General features: G+C 33.9%; 15 protein-coding genes and 1 tRNA gene. 11 read left to right on the forward strand and 5 right to left on the reverse strand.

The features are described 5' to 3' along the window. Positions 1–19 precede the first annotated feature (19 nt). The 3 genes from porM to AC5SR4_RS09285 all read left to right on the forward strand — a co-directional run bounded on the left by porM (position 20) and on the right by AC5SR4_RS09285 (position 3,720). Complete coding sequence (gene porM, locus AC5SR4_RS09275) at positions 20–1,579, forward strand: type IX secretion system motor protein PorM/GldM (protein ID WP_495355967.1); 1,560 nt, start codon at positions 20–22, stop codon at positions 1,577–1,579. 127 nt (positions 1,580–1,706) lie between these two features. Further along, positions 1,707–2,597 (forward strand): type IX secretion system ring subunit PorN/GldN, encoded by an 891-nt coding sequence (porN, locus tag AC5SR4_RS09280; protein ID WP_495355968.1) that lies wholly within the window; start codon positions 1,707–1,709, stop codon positions 2,595–2,597. A gap of 82 nt (positions 2,598–2,679) precedes the next feature. Next, positions 2,680–3,720, forward strand: coding sequence for an NAD(P)/FAD-dependent oxidoreductase (locus AC5SR4_RS09285; protein WP_495355969.1), 1,041 nt, complete (start codon positions 2,680–2,682; stop codon positions 3,718–3,720). Here AC5SR4_RS09285 and AC5SR4_RS09290 read toward each other — a convergent pair whose 3' ends face one another. Then, positions 3,721–4,104 carry a DUF983 domain-containing protein gene (locus tag AC5SR4_RS09290; protein WP_495355970.1) on the reverse strand — a complete coding sequence of 128 codons (384 nt, stop codon included), beginning with the start codon at positions 4,102–4,104 and terminating at the stop codon, positions 3,721–3,723. Between the two features lie 85 nt (positions 4,105–4,189). Here AC5SR4_RS09290 and AC5SR4_RS09295 point away from each other — a divergent pair, with 85 nt between their 5' ends. The 7 genes from AC5SR4_RS09295 (at position 4,190) to AC5SR4_RS09325 (ending at position 13,211) form a co-directional block, all read left to right on the forward strand. Then, positions 4,190–6,100 carry an ABC-F family ATP-binding cassette domain-containing protein gene (locus AC5SR4_RS09295; protein ID WP_495355971.1) on the forward strand — a complete coding sequence of 637 codons (1,911 nt, stop codon included), beginning with the start codon at positions 4,190–4,192 and terminating at the stop codon, positions 6,098–6,100. Between the two features lie 74 nt (positions 6,101–6,174). Continuing rightward, positions 6,175–7,284 (forward strand): efflux RND transporter periplasmic adaptor subunit, encoded by a 1,110-nt coding sequence (locus AC5SR4_RS09300; RefSeq protein ID WP_495355972.1) that lies wholly within the window; start codon positions 6,175–6,177, stop codon positions 7,282–7,284. Between the two features lie 28 nt (positions 7,285–7,312). Then, positions 7,313–10,510, forward strand: a complete 3,198-nt coding sequence (locus AC5SR4_RS09305) for an efflux RND transporter permease subunit (RefSeq protein WP_495355973.1) — start codon at positions 7,313–7,315, stop codon at positions 10,508–10,510. Further along, positions 10,500–11,825 carry a TolC family protein gene (locus AC5SR4_RS09310; protein ID WP_495359173.1) on the forward strand — a complete coding sequence of 442 codons (1,326 nt, stop codon included), beginning with the start codon at positions 10,500–10,502 and terminating at the stop codon, positions 11,823–11,825. Before AC5SR4_RS09305 ends, AC5SR4_RS09310 begins: the two co-directional genes overlap by 11 nt. Positions 11,826–11,979: 154 nt before the next feature. Further along, positions 11,980–12,807, forward strand: a complete 828-nt coding sequence (locus tag AC5SR4_RS09315) for a Two component regulator three Y domain protein (RefSeq protein ID WP_495355974.1) — start codon at positions 11,980–11,982, stop codon at positions 12,805–12,807. 89 nt (positions 12,808–12,896) lie between these two features. Beyond that, positions 12,897–13,079 (forward strand): CPXCG motif-containing cysteine-rich protein, encoded by a 183-nt coding sequence (locus AC5SR4_RS09320; RefSeq protein WP_495359174.1) that lies wholly within the window; start codon positions 12,897–12,899, stop codon positions 13,077–13,079. 59 nt (positions 13,080–13,138) lie between these two features. Then, positions 13,139–13,211, forward strand: a tRNA-Met gene (locus AC5SR4_RS09325). Between the two features lie 94 nt (positions 13,212–13,305). Here the strand turns inward: AC5SR4_RS09325 and AC5SR4_RS09330 are convergent. Genes AC5SR4_RS09330 through AC5SR4_RS09340 form a run of 3 tightly spaced genes read right to left on the reverse strand, consistent with a single transcriptional unit; the run spans position 13,306 to position 16,290 of the window. Beyond that, a complete protein-coding gene (locus AC5SR4_RS09330) occupies positions 13,306–15,120 on the reverse strand; it encodes a DUF2326 domain-containing protein (RefSeq protein WP_495355975.1) in 1,815 nt (604 codons plus the stop codon). Next, positions 15,107–15,349: an ABC-three component system middle component 8 gene (locus AC5SR4_RS09335; protein ID WP_495355976.1), complete on the reverse strand. Its 243-nt coding sequence runs from the start codon at positions 15,347–15,349 to the stop codon at positions 15,107–15,109. Before AC5SR4_RS09335 ends, AC5SR4_RS09330 begins: the two co-directional genes overlap by 14 nt. Then, complete coding sequence (locus AC5SR4_RS09340; RefSeq protein ID WP_495355977.1) at positions 15,349–16,290, reverse strand: ABC-three component system protein; 942 nt, start codon at positions 16,288–16,290, stop codon at positions 15,349–15,351. The genes AC5SR4_RS09335 and AC5SR4_RS09340 overlap by 1 nt, the downstream gene beginning before the upstream one ends. A 200-nt stretch (positions 16,291–16,490) precedes the next feature. Between AC5SR4_RS09340 and AC5SR4_RS09345 the strand changes: the two genes are divergently transcribed. Then, a protein-coding gene (locus tag AC5SR4_RS09345) for an IS3 family transposase (protein WP_495355978.1) occupies positions 16,491–17,629 on the forward strand; the annotation gives its coding sequence in 2 pieces (ribosomal slippage) (positions 16,491–16,752 and positions 16,752–17,629; 1,140 coding nt in all). A 297-nt stretch (positions 17,630–17,926) separates the two neighbouring features. Here AC5SR4_RS09345 and AC5SR4_RS09350 read toward each other — a convergent pair. Then, positions 17,927–18,196 (reverse strand): helix-turn-helix domain-containing protein, encoded by a 270-nt coding sequence (locus tag AC5SR4_RS09350; RefSeq protein ID WP_495355979.1) that lies wholly within the window; start codon positions 18,194–18,196, stop codon positions 17,927–17,929. Positions 18,197–18,308: the final 112 nt, after the last annotated feature.

The following is an 18,308-nucleotide window of genomic DNA, read 5'->3' on the forward strand; positions in this document are numbered from 1 at the left end:
AACCAAAACCTAATTAGACATGGCAGCAGGAAATTTATCACCAAGACAGAAAATGATTAATCTGATGTATTTAATATTTATAGCTATGCTTGCTTTAAATATGTCTAAAGAAGTGCTTTCAGCCTTCGGATTAATGAATGAAAGAATGACCGAAACTAACCAGGCCACAGAATCTAGAAATACAGCATTCTTAGCAGGGTTAGATACTAAAGCGGAAGAACAACCAGAGAAATACCAAAAACTTAAGGCAGATGCGGCACAAATTCACATCTTAGCCGATAATCTTGATGGTTACATTGAAGATTTAAAAAGTAAAATGGTAGCAACGGTTGATGATCCGACAGATTATGAGATTATGGATAAAGGCGACTATTTAGATGAACATTTCTTTATAGGCGGCAGATTAAAACCAGAAGCTGAAGAGTTTTTAAATAAAATGGCTTCATTTAAAAATGGCGTTACTGAAATTTTGTCTACCATTGATGGTATGCAACCCATAGTTAAAGATGTTAATGAAAAATTTAGCACCGATAAAGTTACCAATAGAGATGGTATTAAAATTGATTGGTTAGATTATCACTATAAAGGATTTCCTTTAGTAGCGTCTTTAACAAAGTTAACAGCATTACAATCTGATATCAAGTCAACAGAATCTGAAGTTTTATCGCGTATGTTACAAGGCACGCTTACTACAGAGGTGTCTATGACAAACTATACAACGTTATTGGAAACATCAAAATCAGCCTATTTTAATGGTGAACAGTTTGATGGGCAAATCGTTTTAGGGCGTAAAGATGCTACAACAAAACCAAATAGAGTAGAATTAACCTTAGATGGCGTTAAACTTACCGAAGATCAATATGCTATTGAAGATGGTAAAGTAAAATTGAAAGTAAACACAGGAAGACCTGGTGAGCATAAAATTGAAGGTAAATTGATTTTCTCTCAAGATGGAGAAGAAATTGAAGTACCAGTAAACACTTCTTTTGCTACTGTGGCTAAACCAAATGCAGCAACTATTTCTGCTGATAAGATGAATGTTGTTTACCGTGGCGTTAAAAACCCAATGACCATCTCTTTTGCAGGTATAGCTGATAATAATGTAACAGCCTCTGCACAAGGGTTAAGTAGAGTAAGCGGAAGTAAATATATTATGGATGCTACCAGAATTCAAGGTAGAGAAGTAACCATTAATGTTACAGGTAGAATAGACGGACAAACCGTAAGCGATAGAGCTACATTTAGAATTAAAGATTTACCAAAACCAACAGGTACGGTTAGAGGTGAAGATGGTTCTGTAAGAATGCAAAGAAATTCACTTGAAATTTCAACTATCGGAGCTAAATTTGATGATTTCGATTTCGAATTACCATTACGTGTAACTGGATTTAAATTTAAAGTTCCAGGACAACCTACGGTTAATGTTAATGGGAACAAATTAGATAGTAGAGCAAAAGCTGTCTTATTGAAAGCTAAGCGTGGTTCAGACGTTACAATTTTTGACATTGAAGCAAAAGCAAGTGGTGTTAGTGTGATACTTAAGAAAGTATCTCCAATTATCATTGAGCTTACAAACTAAAATAGTGTGTTAGTTACACTCTAGAATATAAATTAAGATGAAACACCCCATATCGTAAAGTTGAAACTTAACTAGTTACAAATGGGGTGTTACATGTGACCATTGAGAAACACAAAAAAAGAAGCACATGAATTTAAAAAGTTTTTTATTAACCGTTACAACTGTTTTTACAGTATCAGGTGCATTTGCACAAGCCAATATTCTAAATGCCAAAAGCCCAGATGAAATAGGTGTGAGAACAGAGGCACAAAAGGCTATTGATAACGATAAACCGTTGGAATATGGTTATGTTGATGATAGAGATATCCTTTTCTCTAAAATGGTATGGGAAAAAATCGTTTTAGATGAACGTGCTAATTTTCCACTGTACTATCCTATAGATACCAATAATATTGGTAGTGAAAGACGTTCGCTTTATGACGTGCTTATGAAAAGCATTAAAAATGGTGATATCGAGAATATATACGATGATTCTTATTTTAAAACCAAGCGAACCTTAAAGGATATCCAAGCGGCATTAGTTAAAATTGATACCACCGAGTTAGGTATTGAGCAATTGAATGCGGGTGAGGAATTATCGGCTGAATATATTGACCGAAGAGATATAACAGCGGCAGATATTATGGAATACCGTATAAAAGGACTTTGGTATTTTGATAAGCGCCAAGCTGAAATGAAATACAGATTATTAGGAATAGCACCTGTAGCGCCAGACGTTAACTTTATTGATACAGAAAACTCAGATTTAGTAGAGTTGTTTTGGGTGTTTTTCCCAGATGCTAGAGAGGTGTTGCACGAAGCCAAATCATTTAACAACACGAATAGCTCTATGCCATTTTCATTTGACCATGTTTTAAATGCCAGACGTTTTCATGGCTTTATTTACAAAGAAGAAAATGTTCAGGGAGATAGGCAAATTAATGAATATGTGTCTGAAAATGCATTGATGCAATTACTAGAATCTGAAAGGATTAAAAATAAAATCAGGGATTTTGAATTAGATATGTGGACATACTAATTTTATCAAAATCATTAGTAGTAATAAAAGAAGCCCCGCCTAATTAAGCGGGGCTTCTTTTATTGTTTATCTTCGCAGCTAAATGCAAGTAGATTACATTATAGTAGGGATTGGCTTGGCCGGTATTAGCTTTTGCGAACAACTAAAAGCTAACAACAAATCATTTGTGGTGTTTGACAATGCATCGCAACAATCGTCTACTGTAGCAGGTGGTTTATATAACCCAGTAGTGCTAAAACGCTTTACACCTGTTTGGAAAAGCCAAGAGCAATTGGATTTAGCATTGCCCATGTATGCCAAGTTAGCGACAGAGCTAGATGTGGTGTTAGATTATAAAATACCTGTATATAGAAAATTTGCGTCCTTAGAAGAACAGAATGATTGGTTTGCAGCTTCAGATAAGCCCATACTATCAGATTACCTATCCGCAAAAATCATTAAGAACAACAATCAAGCTATTGAGGCGCCATTTGGTTTTGGTGAAGTATTAGAAACTGGTAGAATAGATGTAAAAACATTGATATATACCTATAAAGGCAATCTAAAGAACAAGGAATTATTAGTTGAATGTGCCTTTGACCATGCTGATTTAGAATTTAAAAAAAACCATATTCAGTATAAAAATATTGATGCTAAATATATCGTGTTTGCTGAAGGCTATGGTGTAGTGAAAAATCCATTTTTTAAAAACTTACCCTTAGTTCCTGCCAAAGGAGAATTACTTACCATACACAGTCCTGAATTACAAATAGATTATGTGTTAAAAGCAGGCGTGTTTTTAATTCCATTAGAAGACAATAATTATATAGTTGGTGCAACATACGAGTGGAAAGATTTAACCCATAAAATAACAAATACTGCAAAAGAAGACTTGTTGGAAAGATTAAATAAAATTATTCATTGTCCTTATACAGTTATAGACCAGGTAGCTGGTATTAGGCCTACGGTTAAAGATAGGCGTCCATTGGTAGGCCAGCACCCAGACTATAAAAAGATGTTTGTTCTGAATGGTTTGGGAACGCGGGGTGTTATGATAGGGCCTTACGTTGCCAAACAACTTTATGATTTTATTGAAAACGGTAACCCTTTAAATAAAGAGATAGATATAAATAGGATTTTATAATTATTTCTTGACCAAAGATTTGTCATAGTGCATAAAAATATTGATCCAAATATTTCGAGATAGCCTAATAATAACAGGTAAAAAAACAACCAAAGTCCCTACAATTGATACAAAAACCATGTTGATACTCGCCTTAAAAAAGAAAAAAGAAATAATAAAAGCCGCTACAGCAAAAGCAATGCCTACAGCATAACTCACATACATAGCGCCATAGAAAAAAGAGGGTTCAATCTTATATTTGGTTTTACAATGGCTGCAATTTTCATGCATGTCCAAGACTTCAGAAAGGTTATAAGGATTTTTATTCTTATACATAGACTCTTCGTGACACTTAGGGCATGTTCCCGTAAAAATACTATATAATTTAGAGCCTTTTTTAAACATATTATTTAATGTACTTTTGCATTCTCATTTACAGAACAAAAGTAAAGCATATAAATTAAAGTACTGTATCTTAAGTTACATTTCTATGATGAACATTCATAATTTATCGATCTCATTTCAAGGGGAGTATTTGTTTGAAGATATTACATTTAAGCTTGGTAATGGTGATAGGATAGGCCTTATTGGAAAAAATGGCGCCGGTAAATCTACCATGCTTAAGATTTTGTCAAAAGAAATGGAACCTGATACAGGTCAAATAGCAACCGATAAAGAACTTAAAATCGGATTTCTAAAACAGGATATCGATTTTGTTTTTGGTAAAACTGTATTAGAAGAATCCTACGAAGCTTTTACAGATATAAAAAAAGTGGAAGCTAAGATGGAAGCTATTAATACACAACTGGCCGAGCGCACAGATTATGAAAGTGAGGGCTACCACCAATTAATGATTGATATTAATGACTTGCAACACCAATACGAAATATTAGGGGGTTATAACTATCAAGGTGATACCGAAAAAATTTTACAAGGATTGGGTTTTAAACGTGAGGATTTTAACAAGCTTACCGATACTTTTTCAGGGGGCTGGCGTATGCGTATAGAACTGGCCAAGTTACTGCTTCAAAATAATGATATTTTGCTACTGGATGAGCCTACAAACCATTTGGATATTGAATCCATTATTTGGTTGGAAGGATTTTTAAAGAACTATGCGGGCGCCGTAGTTATAGTATCTCATGATAAAATGTTTTTAGATAATGTAACTAATAGAACCATTGAAATTTCACTAGGCAGGATTTACGATTATCCCAAGCCCTATTCCAAATACCTCATATTGCGTGAGGAGCTAAGGACGCAACAGTTGGCATCACAAAAAAACCAGCAAAAGCAAATAGAGCAAACAGAGAAGCTCATTGAAAAGTTTAGGGCAAAAGCATCGAAGGCTACTATGGCACAGTCGCTTATAAAAAAACTGGATAAAATAGACAGGATTGAGGTTGATGCGGACGATAGCAGTGTTATGACGCTTAATTTCCCAGTTTCCGTAATACCCGGAAAAGTAGTTGTTGAAGCTGAAAACATATCTAAAAGCTACGGTAGTAATGAAGTTTTAAAGCAAGTAGGCTTGTTGATTGAGCGTGATAGTAAGACTGCTTTTGTTGGACAAAACGGACAGGGGAAATCTACTTTAGCTAAAATTATAGTTGGCGATATTAAGTTTGAAGGGCAATTAAAACTGGGTCATAATGTTCAAATAGGGTATTTTGCACAAAACCAAGCCGAGTATTTAGATGGGAACAAAACCGTTTTAGATACAATGATAGATGCTGCTAATGAAACTAACCGAAGCAAAGTAAGAGACATTTTAGGATCTTTTTTATTTAGGGGAGACGAGGTAGAAAAATATGTGCGTGTGCTTTCAGGAGGCGAACGCAACCGTTTGGCATTGGCAAAACTTATGTTACAACCATTTAATGTTTTAATAATGGATGAGCCTACAAACCACTTAGATATAAAGTCTAAGAATGTTTTAAAGGAAGCTTTAAAACGGTTTGAGGGGACATTAATTCTGGTATCTCACGACCGCGACTTTTTACAAGGTTTAACTAACAAGGTCTATGAGTTTAAAGATCATAAGCTAAAAGAGTATTTAGGTGATATTGATTACTATTTAGAGCAGCGTAATGTAGAGAGCCTAAGAGACGTTGAAAAGCGAACCGTAATTAAGGACAAACCCAAAGAGAAAAAGCAACAATCTTACGAAGAGCAGAAAAAGCTAAAGTCTCTTAACAATAGGCTTAGTAATGTTGAGGCTAAGATTAACCAATTAGAAAAGGATATAAAGGCAATCGATTTGGATTTGGAGGTTAATTACGAAGCTATAACGTCTAAGCCCAACTTTTTTGATTCTTACCAAAAACTAAAAACCGATTTGCAGGAATTAATGGAAAAATGGGAGGATATCCAATTAGAAATTGAGCAGATTGCTGATTAATATTAAGTTTTTTTTAACTTAAATAAAGTAGTTATTAATTAAATTTAAAACTTATTCCATCTTAAACTTAATGAATGCGTAAAATTATACTTTCTGCATTAGGGGTTGTACTTATAGTAGCCTCGGTATTATTTGCCAAATATCTCATAGCAAATAAAAACAAACCAGTGACCGTTAAAGATAAAGTTGTAAAAACGGTATTTACCGATACGGTTAAAAACAGCACCATTCAAATTGTTATTCCAGCCAATGGTAATTTAGTTGCAAAAAGGCGGGTAGAGCTTTATGCCGAAGTACAGGGTATTTTTAAAACAGGTAATAAATTGTTTAAGCCCGGTCAACAATACAGGCAAGGGGAGCCTTTAATACGTATGGACGATTCAGAGTATTTTTCCAATGTACAAGCCTCAAAAAGTGACTTATATAATGCTATTTCGGCCATCATGCCAGATTTACGTTTAGATTTTCCTGAAGTTTTTCAAAAGTGGCAGGATTATTTAAATAGTTTCGATTTAAGAAAAACCACCCCTAAACTGCCCGAGATGTCTTCAGAAAAAGAAAACTATTTTATAACAGGAAGGGGTATTGTATCAAGTTATTACAATGTAAAAAACCAAGAGCAGCGCCTCTCAAAATATACAATTGTGGCACCATTTTCTGGAGTATTGACAGAAGCCTTGGTAACCGAAGGGTCTTTGATACGAAGCGGTCAAAAGCTGGGGGAGTTCATCGATCCGTCCATTTATGAAATGGAAGTAGCCATTAGTAAATCAGATGCCAGTTTGCTAAAAGTTGGAGAAACAGTGCGTTTAACAAGTTTAGATAAAACCGAAACTTATGAAGGTGTGGTGTCTCGAGTTAATGGTAGTATCAATACCACTACACAAACCATTACCGCTTACATAGAAGTAAAAAATGAAAGTTTAAAGGAAGGTATTTACCTAGAAGCAAATTTAAATGCCAGGAAAGAAGAAAATGCTATTGAGATCAACCGGAATTTGTTGTTGGAAAACCATCAAATCTTTGTGGTTAGGGATAGTATTCTGGATGTTGTAGATGTAAAACCTATTCATTTTTCGCAAACAAAGGTTGTTTTAAAACATGTGCCCGATGGCACGGTAATCTTGAGCAAGCCAGTTCCGGGTGCTTATGCAGGGATGTTGGTGAAAAGCTATAAAGACTAATATAATAAGTTAATAATTAACTGGTAGAATGAGAAAAATAATTGCTTACTTTATTAGATATCATGTAGCTGTAAATGTTTTTATTTTAGCTTTTTTTGCTTTTGGTGTCTTGGGCATACTATCACTTAGGTCCTCATTTTTCCCACTTACCGATTCTAAAATTATTACTATAAATATAACATATCCTGGTGCTTCACCTCAAGAAATTGAAGAGGGCATAGTGCTTAAGATTGAGGATAATTTAAAGGGGTTACGTGGTATTGATCGTGTTACTTCAGTTTCAAGAGAAAACAGTGGTACCATAACCGTAGAAATCATTAAAGGAGAGAATATTGATTTCATGCTTTTGGAAGTAAAGAATGCGGTAGATCGTGTGCCTTCATTTCCAACAGGCATGGAGCCTTTGGTAGTTGCTAAACGCGAAGAAGTTAGAGAAACTATATCCTTTGCCATAAGTGGAAAAGAGGTGCCTTTGTCAACGTTAAAACAACTGGGCAGGCAGGTTGAAAACGATTTGCGTGCTATGGATGGTATCTCCCAAATAGAAGTTAGTGGTTACCCCAATGAAGAGATTGAAATTGCAGTTAACGAAACCAGTTTATTGGCTTACAATATAACCTTTTCAGATGTTTCCCAAGCCGTAAGCAGCTCTAATATCTTGGTTACAGGCGGTAATATAAAAACTGATACCGAGGAATATTTAATTAGAGCCAACAACCGTTCCTATTATGGCGACGAACTTTCTAATATTATTGTAAAAGCAGATAGCGATGGTAAAACAGTGCGTTTAAAGGATGTAGCCATTATTCGCGACCGTTTTTCAGAAACCCCTAACGCTATGTATTTTAGTGGGCAATTGGCAGTAGATGTTGCCATTACTAGTACCAATGTAGAAGATTTAATATCTTCGGCCGATAAGGTAAAAGCCTATATTAAAAACTATAATGAGAAGCATAATAATGTTCGGCTAAATGTTGTAAGAGACCGTTCCATAACATTAAATCAGCGTACAGAATTATTAGTTAAAAATGCTATGATGGGGGTTGTGTTAGTATTGATTTTCCTGTCCATTTTTTTAAATACTCGTGTTGCTTTTTGGGTAGCACTGGGACTTCCTATCTCTTTTTTAGGAATGTTTATTTTTGCCAATCAGTTTGATGTTACAATTAATGTATTATCCCTTTTCGGGATGATTATTGTTATTGGTATTTTAGTAGATGACGGAATCGTTATTGCAGAGAACATATACCAACATTATGAAAAAGGCAAAACCCCTATACAAGCGGCTGTAGATGGCACTATGGAGGTAATCCCTCCTGTAGTTTCAGCCATTGTAACTACACTTTTGGCCTTCTCTTTGTTTTTGTTTTTAGAAAGTAGGATTGGAGAGTTTTTTGGTGAGGTTTCGGTTATAGTTATACTTACATTATCCATATCGCTTATTGAAGCCCTAATTATTTTACCTGCGCATTTAGCACACTCAAAGGCTTTGAGAAAGCAAAAAGTAGAAGAAAATCCATCAAAGTTAAAAATGTTTTTCTCTAAAATGCGTTTGCTCAATAAAATAGGAGATGGCGTTATGGCATTTTTAAGAGATAAAATTTATACTCCGCTTTTACATAATGTTTTAAAATTCAAATTACTTTCTTTAGGTGTTTTTGTAGCGCTTTTAATAATAACAATTGGTGCCGTAGGAGGTAGTATTATTAGAATGACTTTATTTCCGGCTATTGCCAGTGACCGCGTTTCAGTAGAATTGGAAATGCCTAACGGTACCAATGTAAAAATAACCGATTCCATTATCTCTATGATTGAACAAAAATCATTGATAGTGAACAAGGAGTTTTCTGAAAAGTATTTGGCAGGAACTGGAAAAGAACTCTTTGAAAATACAATTTTACATCTAAATAGTAGTTCCAGTGCCCGTTTGGATATTAATATGTTACCTGGAGAAGAACGCCCCGATGTTATCAATGCCGATTTGGTATCAAACCGATTAAGGGAAATTGTAGGTCCTATAGTTGGTACAGAACGCCTAATTTTTGGGTCTGGAGGTAACTTTGGTGGTAACCCCATTTCAGTATCTTTACTTAGTAATGACATTGATGAATTAAAAGCTGCTAAAGTTGAGTTAAAAGAAGTGCTATCAACCAATCCGCTTTTAAAAGATGTAGCTGATAACGATCCGGCAGGTATCAAGGAAATTAGATTGGAGCTCAAGGAAAATGCTTATTTGTTAGGCTTAGATTTAAGAACTGTGATGGCACAAGTAAGAGCAGGCTTTTTTGGGGCACAAGCCCAACGATTTCAACGCGGACAGGATGAAATTAGGGTATGGGTGCGATATGATCGTACCAACAGGGAATCCATAAACGATTTAGACGGCATGCGTATTGTAACACCATTGGGTGGGCGTGTTACTTTAAAGGATATTGCAACATATAGTATAGAGCGGGGTGATGTATCCATAAATCATTTAGAAGGACAACGTGAAATACAAGTTTCGGCCGATTTAAAAGACAGAAACACAAGTTCAACGGATATCTTAGACAACATCAAAAATAGTGTCATACCCGATATCCAATCCAGATATCCCACCATTCGGGCTTCCTACGAAGGACAGAATAGAGAAGCTAGCAAGTTATCTAGATCTCTGAAAAAAGCAGGAATACCTATTTTAATCCTTATTTATATTACCATAGCTTTTACATTCAGAAGTTATAGCCAGCCATTATTATTGTTGTTATTGGTGCCTTTTAGTTTAACATCGGTTGCTTGGGGGCATTGGCTACTTGGTTTTCCAGTAAACATTTTATCACTTTTGGGTATTATTGCATTAATAGGTATTATGGTAAACGATGGCTTAGTGTTGATTGGAAAGTTTAACTCTAACCTAAAAGACGGTATGAAGTTTGACGATGCCCTTATGGATGCTGGTAAATCCAGGTTTAGGGCCATCTTTTTAACATCCCTGACTACCATTGCTGGTTTGGCACCTTTACTATTGGAAAAAAGTAGACAAGCACAGTTTTTAAAACCAATGGCTATTTCTATATCCTTCGGAATTGCCTATGCCACTATTTTAACTTTATTGGTACTGCCATTATTCTTATCGTTTAGTAACAGTATCAAGAAAAACACTAAATGGTTGGCAACAGGTAATAATATTACAAAAGAAGAAGTGGAACGTGCTATAAAAGAACAACATGAAGAAAATGAATATTAGGCCTTTTGTTTTAAAGTTGCTAGTACTCACTGCATCGGTTTCAATATCTGCGCAGCAACAATTGGTCACACCCAATGATGCTGTTGCTTTGGCATTAGATAATAATTACGGTATTAAATTAGCGAACAATTCTGTTGAAGTGGCCAAGAACAACACCCATATTTTAAATTCAGGATACTTGCCCACACTTACCGGAAATGCGGGCGCCATTTATAATCTAGACAATACAGAAGCAGAGTTTTCCAACGGATCAGTTACTGTTTTAAATGGAGCCGAAAGCTCCAGATATAATGCTTCCATTAATTTAAACTATACATTATTTGATGGTTTAGGTAGATCCTATAATTATAAACAACTCAAAGAACAGTACCAACTATCGGAATTGGAAGCTAGAGAAACCATTGAAAACACTATCCTGCAGTTGTTTGAAGTTTACTACAATGTGGCCCAATTAACAGAAAACATGTTAGCTATTCAACAAACACTCTCCATTTCAGAAGACAGACTGGTTAGGGCCCAATACCAATTTGAATATGGACAGAGTACCAAATTAGCCGTTCTAAATGCTCAGGTAGATATCAATAATGATAGTATCAACCTAATTAATGCCAATCAGCAACTAAAAAACTTCAAGCGCGATTTAAACGTTGTTGTGGGCAATGTGTTACCAGAAGACTTTAATGTAGCTACCAACATTAATTTTCTGCTGCAGCTTAATAAAGAAGATTTGTATGCTAAAGCCTTGGCTAAAAATACAGCGTTGTTACAAGTAGATACCAATATAGCGATTAGTGAATTTAGCATGAAATCAGAACGTGCTGCTTATTTGCCAACAATTGGATTAACTGGTAGTTATGGTTGGAATGAGAACAATAATAATGCAGCTTCATTTTTGGCAGTTTCAACAAATACAGGCTTGTCTGGAGGTATTAATTTAAGGTGGAATTTATTTGATGGAGGCACAGCTATTACAAGAGTGAAAAATGCCAAAATCAATATAGAAAACCAAAAGCTGCTTAAGGAGCAGTTAAAAATCGATTTAACTCGTAATTTTAATAATGCTTGGGATGATTACCAAAACAAATTGAATATTTACAGAATTCAAGAAGCGAATATTGTAACTTCCCAAAATAATTTTGATAGAACACAGGAAAAGTTTAAAATTGGTCAAGTCAATTCCATTGAATTTAGGCAAGCCCAGTTAAATTTACTAAATGCCGAATTAAGCCGCAACCAAGCTAAATATTTAGCAAAATTGGCAGAGCTGGAAGTCTTGCAACTAAGTGGCGAACTCTTGAACTTTAATTTTGAATAGTAATAATAGTTGGCATTATGTGGCGTTCAACCAAGAAACAGCAGGTTTGTCGGGATAATTATGTTAAAATTTTATGCATTTCATCGAATAAAATAGTTTTTTATCTACTTCTAAGTTACTTTCGTAGTAGAATTAATCCCAAATTTATTCAGTAATGAAGACTTTAAAACTTATAGTTATATCCTTTTTTATAACAGCACATGCATTTGCTGGCGTATCTTCAAATGAAAAACAGGCTTTAGTAGCACTATACAATGCAACCAATGGTAGCGAATGGAATACTTCGTGGGATTTAAATGCTGCTGTAGATTCTTGGTATGGTATAACTTTGGAAAATGATAAAATAGTTGAAATTAACCTACAGTTTAACAACTTGCAGGGCACTTTGCCTGAAGCAATTGGTAACTTGGTTAATTTAAGAAAATTGAATTTAGGATTCAATAAGTTAACAGGAACCCTTCCAAAATCCATAAAAAATTTAAAAGCCTTAACAACCCTAGAGTTGTTTATGAATGGCTTTGAAGGACCTATCCCTACAGAACTGGGAGCCCTAAACAATTTAGAGTCTTTAAAATTATATAGTAATAAGTTTACTGGCGAGATTCCTGAAGCTTTAATGGGGTTAACCAATTTAAAAGAATTATTATTGGGAAGTAACTTTTTAATAGGAACTATTCCAAATCAAATTTATGCACTATCTAAGTTGGAAAAATTAAGTTTAATGGATAACAAATTAGAAGGTGAAATTCCAGTTGAGATAGCCCAATTAACAGAATTACAGGAATTAATATTATCTACTAATCAGCTTACAGGTGATGTGCCCATGGAATTTATGAACTTAAAAAATTTAAATACCATGATGCTTAGTGATAATAACTTAAACCAAGAATACATAACAGTATCTGGCAACCACCCTCCAGGGCTTATGTTTTTAGAAGATCAAAATAGTGCTACAGCTGCTATGGATATTGAAAAAGATTAAATAAAAGAAGAGGAAGTTTTAATTATTATATACAAATTAGTTTTTAAGGGATAGCATATTATATGCTATCTTTTTTTATCTTAACATATATGGAGGCGCACTATTTTACATGTCCGTATTGTTGGGAAACCATATCTATGTTGTTAGATCATTCTGTATCAAAACAAGAGTATGTAGAAGATTGTGAGGTCTGTTGTAACCCTATCCAAATTACCGTACGGTTTTCAAATTTACAATTGATACACTTCCAAGCAGATAGCTTGGAACAATAATTTTTTAAGGTTTTATGCTTGTAGAAATTAAAAAGGATTGTATATTTGCAGTCCAATATCGCGGGATAGAGCAGTAGGTAGCTCGTCGGGCTCATAACCCGAAGGTCACTGGTTCGAGTCCAGTTCCCGCTACTAGGAATGACAAGGGTTTCAAGAAATTGAGATCCTTTTTTTATTTCTATGTACAACATATGTACAACAAAATTTACTTTTAAAGGTGTCTGCTTTAAAATCTAAAACCAAATAGAGTCTCAGAAGCATCCTTATCGCTAAGATTCAACACAATCTCTGAAGAATCAAACTTAATAGGTTTATCGTTCTCATCAGTTGGTAGGTCATCCTTTATAACAGAAAAAATGTATTGTAAATCAAACTCTTCAATAAGTTTCCTGATTAGCTTCATAAACCGGCTCTTTACCCCATTATCTTCGTTTGCTAATACATCATCATGATATACAAATCTGTAGTAGGACTGTTTGTTATATGCAGTTAACAAGGCTAAATCAAATGCCACACAAAATAATTTTCCATAGGTAAAGCCATCTCCTTGGGCTGTATCTCTTTTTATATCTCCTTCAGAAATGACTTTAGGTTGATTAAAATCCACATTGTTTGATGTGTTTATATTCCAAGATATGTAAGCATCTTCATTTAATATAGCCTTGTAATACGATCCAAATTTATTTCTTATTTCCCTATAAATAATGTTGGAGTCTGTATTTTTGTATTGGTCGCCAATTTTTTCGATTGTTTTATCAAGTTTTTGTTTAATATCTTTTATTTCTTTTTCCTTCTGAAGGATAGTATCAATTGTTTTTAATTTTTCTTGTAGTTGAATTAATTGGCCCTCAATCTTCACTAATCCCTTTTGATATTCCTTGAATTTTTTAAAAACATTAGATTCTTGTAAAAAAGAAAGTAATTCCTCTTTTTTATCATTGAGTCCTTTCAATTCCTTTTTAATTTCCTCTAACTCTGATGACTTTGTTTTTAATGTTGTTCTTAGTAGCTTATTCCTTTCTAAAGTTATGTTCTTGTTGAATTCAATTAAGTCTTCATAATCTTTTTTCAATTGGTCAGAAAAAAACATTTCAGCTTCTGTAAAGACTTTTTCAACTTTCTTTAAATCAAAAGAAAATTTATTTTTGATTGATGATTGTAAACGATTGATATCGAACTCTAAATTATAAGCAATAGTATTTAATTCACTAATTCTCGTTTCAACATCTTCAACCCCTTCTTTTATTAATCTTTCATCTTGTTCGTAAAAATTAAATCTATCAATTTGATGTTCAGCTTCTTTAGTTTGATTTTCTTTTAATTGAATCTGAGCTACAAGTTCATCTCTTTCTTCTACCTTGACTGAAAATTCATTCTTTAAATTGTTAATAAATTTAGATATGTCATCAATTTCATCATCTCGTTCATATTTCTCTTGCAAAAGCTTTCCATTAAAACCTAATAAATCAAACATAAAAGGTTTCCAATACAAATCTCTGCCTTTGAATTTTGTTAATCGATATATATCTGCATAATCACCTTGTTGTCGAATACTGTAATTAATTGACTTTCTATAATCATATTCTTCTTTGCTCCTGAAAAAATCAAAATTTAAATATTCAGCAAGAGCATTTCTTGCTTTATCAATTGATATGTTATCTTCATCCCAATTTTGAGGAGGATTAAATCCATCTGTTTCTTGCTCATTTAGTTTTAATGATATCTTACTATTATTAGAAACACTTCTTTTTATTGTTAAATATTTTCCATTATTCAATAGTATTTCTAAATAAAAAATATAAGAGGTAAAAACCCCTGTTCCTTTATCGTTTTTAGTAGTAAATAAAAAATGATTTTTAGGAGAAAGCTTTTTAAGAAGCATTATATCTATTAGCTCTGAGAGCAATGTCTTACCAAGATTATGTGAATTCTTTTTTTCAGAAATTTTAGTTTTTACTTCTGCATAAATCACATTAAGACCAGGGTTGAATCTAATGTTTTTAAAATTTTCTTTGTTTGTATATAATTTACTGAGTTTCATTTATGCTAAAACAGTCATTATTTGATTCATATTCAATCTTCCCTAATAAAAATAAAAAATTTAACGCATAAGGATAAACTTCGGTGGCATCTTCACTTAGCTCTTTCCTAATAGACTCGAGTAATTCGTCATATCCTACTTTTTCTCTACGTTTAAATTGCTTAAGTAGAAATGCAGTAATGTTTATTACTGATATATCGAGATTTGTATGTTTATCTGGCTTTAACATCACTTCAGACCAATTGAACAGGTATAATACATATAGTGAAGAAATACACTTACAAATCTTTTACTGCCCTTTAGGGAAGTGCTTCCGTCACAAACCAATTTATATATATATAACAATACTTCCTCAAAGGCACCAAAATCATCTCTTTTGATTAAAATAATTTGGCTTAATTCATTAACACAATCGAAATAACAATCCTTTAAATGGCTGTTCCTAGGATTTTGCAAGAAACTATCAACTTTATAAAAATGTTCTAATGATTTCTCAACAATCACCTGCTCGAAATATTCCTTTCCTAAACTGTTTTTCTCATTTTTATCTTGAATCTTTATGCCACTATAGTCGTATTTTACTTCTTCAACCTTCTTTTTGATTTCATCACTAATTTCATCCAGTTGTTTTTTAAATTCGGTTATAACGGCCTTTATTTCATCTTCCGAAAAATCAAAAGGCAATATCAGTCTATCCAAACCATATTGCTTAACAATCTTTTTATTGCTATTCAAATATTGATTATTAATAGTTTCCAATCCAATGATTTCAACATTATTTAGCCCAACTTCTAATTTTATTTGTTTCCTTAAGGACTCACCTTTTACACCAGTATATTTTCTATTTGTAAATAGCAAGTAATTTTCAATATCACCTGAACCTTTGAGCTTTTTTAATCTCTCTATTTCCTCTTTAACAACAGTTTCAAAAGCTGAATCTGAGCAACTAGCTATAGGATTAGTGGTGTGTTTTGATTGTATAATAAATTTTCCACTCCAATTTTCCGAATTAGAGGGGTAGTTATTAGCTTTTCCATCAAACCTTCCGTCCCTACCACCATCTTTACCTTTTGAAAAAGTAACAAGACCTGTACCTAGAATTTCTTGACAAATTGTGTTTACCAAGTTTTCAAATTCATCATCGGATAGAAGTTCAAGTCTATAATTCATTATTTATTTTGAAGCTCACTATTAAATTACTCAAAGGTACCAATTATTATTACTTTGTCCAGTCTAAATATAAGATTTATCCTTACTTGAAATTAATTTTTTAATTTACCGCAACTCAATATCCGATTCTTTTGTAGCCTTCCCTAAAAATAAGACAGCATAAAATTCAAATTTACTAATTTTAAATTTTAAACTGTCAGATGAAAAAAAGTAGATTTACCGAGAGTCAGATTATCAAGGTCTTGAAGGAAAACGAACAAGGTCGTGCCGTAGGTGATATAGCACGAGAATTAGGTATCGACAAGAGTACCATTTATTATTGGCGCAAAAGGTACGGAGGTATGGAAACGAGCCAATTAAAACGCTTAAAAGAGTTGGAGGAAGAAAACCGCAAGCTCAAGCAGATGTACGCAGATGCTAGCTTGGATAACCAAATGCTTAAGGATATATTGTCAAAAAAGTTCTAAGGCCTTCCGACAAGAAGCACAGGGCGGTTTATTTAATCAAGGAATATCAGGTATCTATACAAAGGGCCTGTGGTGTTGTGGATTTAACCCGTTCAATGTGGTATTACCAAACCAAGCGTGATGACCGTGAAGTAATCGACAAACTCTCTGAATTGGCTTCGGAACTTCCAACCAGAGGATTTGATGAGTATTACAAACGGATTCGTCGCGAAGGCCATAGGTGGAACAGAAAACGTGTACTACGAGTATATAGGCAAATGAAACTTAAACTGAGACGTAAACACAAAAAGCGTATAACGGGCAGGGTGAAACACCCTTTGGAAGCACCTGAGTCATTAAACATGGTTTGGAGCATGGATTTCATGTCTGATACACTTTCCGATGGAAGAAAGGTACGGATACTGAACATTATGGACGACTGTAATCGCGAGGTATTGGCCATAGATCCAGGATTGAATTATCCGGCTAGAAAGGTAGTAGAAACCCTAGAACAGTTAGAAGAAGAGATTGGCCTGCCACAAACAATTCGTTGTGACAATGGACCTGAATTTATATCCAAAACCTTAAACGCTTGGTGCAAGCGAAAACGAGTAGAAATACGGTTCACCCAGCCAGGTAAACCTATGCAAAACGGATATATAGAACGATTGAATAGATTTTATAGAGAGGATATACTGGATGCGTATTGGTTTAACGATTTGCACCAATTAAGAACATTAAGCAATCAATGGATGGAAGATTATAATAGTAATCATCCACACCAATCACTAGGGAACAAGTCTCCTAGAGAATATAAACCTAGATTCGGTGAAGAATTCTTCATCGAATCTGATGATATTAATGAAAATTTGTTGAATTTAGTAGTGTCTTAATTTGGGTAAGGCTACACTTTTAGCGTATTTTTTTATCAATTCTTAAGCATCAGCTTTTTATTCAAGACGTCATATTCATAATTCAATGTATTCTCATTTATTATTAATTGAACTACTTCCTCAATTACATCTACATCCGCATATTCTTCTAAAAATATGAGCAATGTAAATAAAATTGTTAAATTTTTATAAGTTAAAAATTAAGAACGAAGAAAAGAGTTTGTAATTGGGTGTTTTATTTAACCGTTTTACGCACTCTTTTCTTGTCTTACTTTCTTTGAGAAAATATTTTGATGGCTATTGTTCTTGATATTGATGCACCTTAAACAAAAGGTTATCATTAATTGCCTTTTCCATCGTCCCTTCTGGAGTTGGTAAATTGTTATCGTTGGCAATAATAGTCATCTGACTTTCTAAAGCATCTGCCCAACAATAGAGATGGAATGAAGAAGGTGTTCTCACCCCACATTCCCATTTGCTGACCAATCGATCGGCTACACCCAACATATGGTTTAATTCATCTTGGGTAATCCCAAGTTGCAACCGCCGTTGGACGAGTAGTTTCACGACTTCTTTTAGAAAGTCCTCTCTAGTTTTAAACGGGTAATCAAAGTTCATATTCATCATATGTCTCCTTTCGGCTCACGTTTTAAAAACTAAGTTGCGAGGACAATACGCA

The organism is Aestuariibaculum scopimerae, assembly GCF_059428085.1.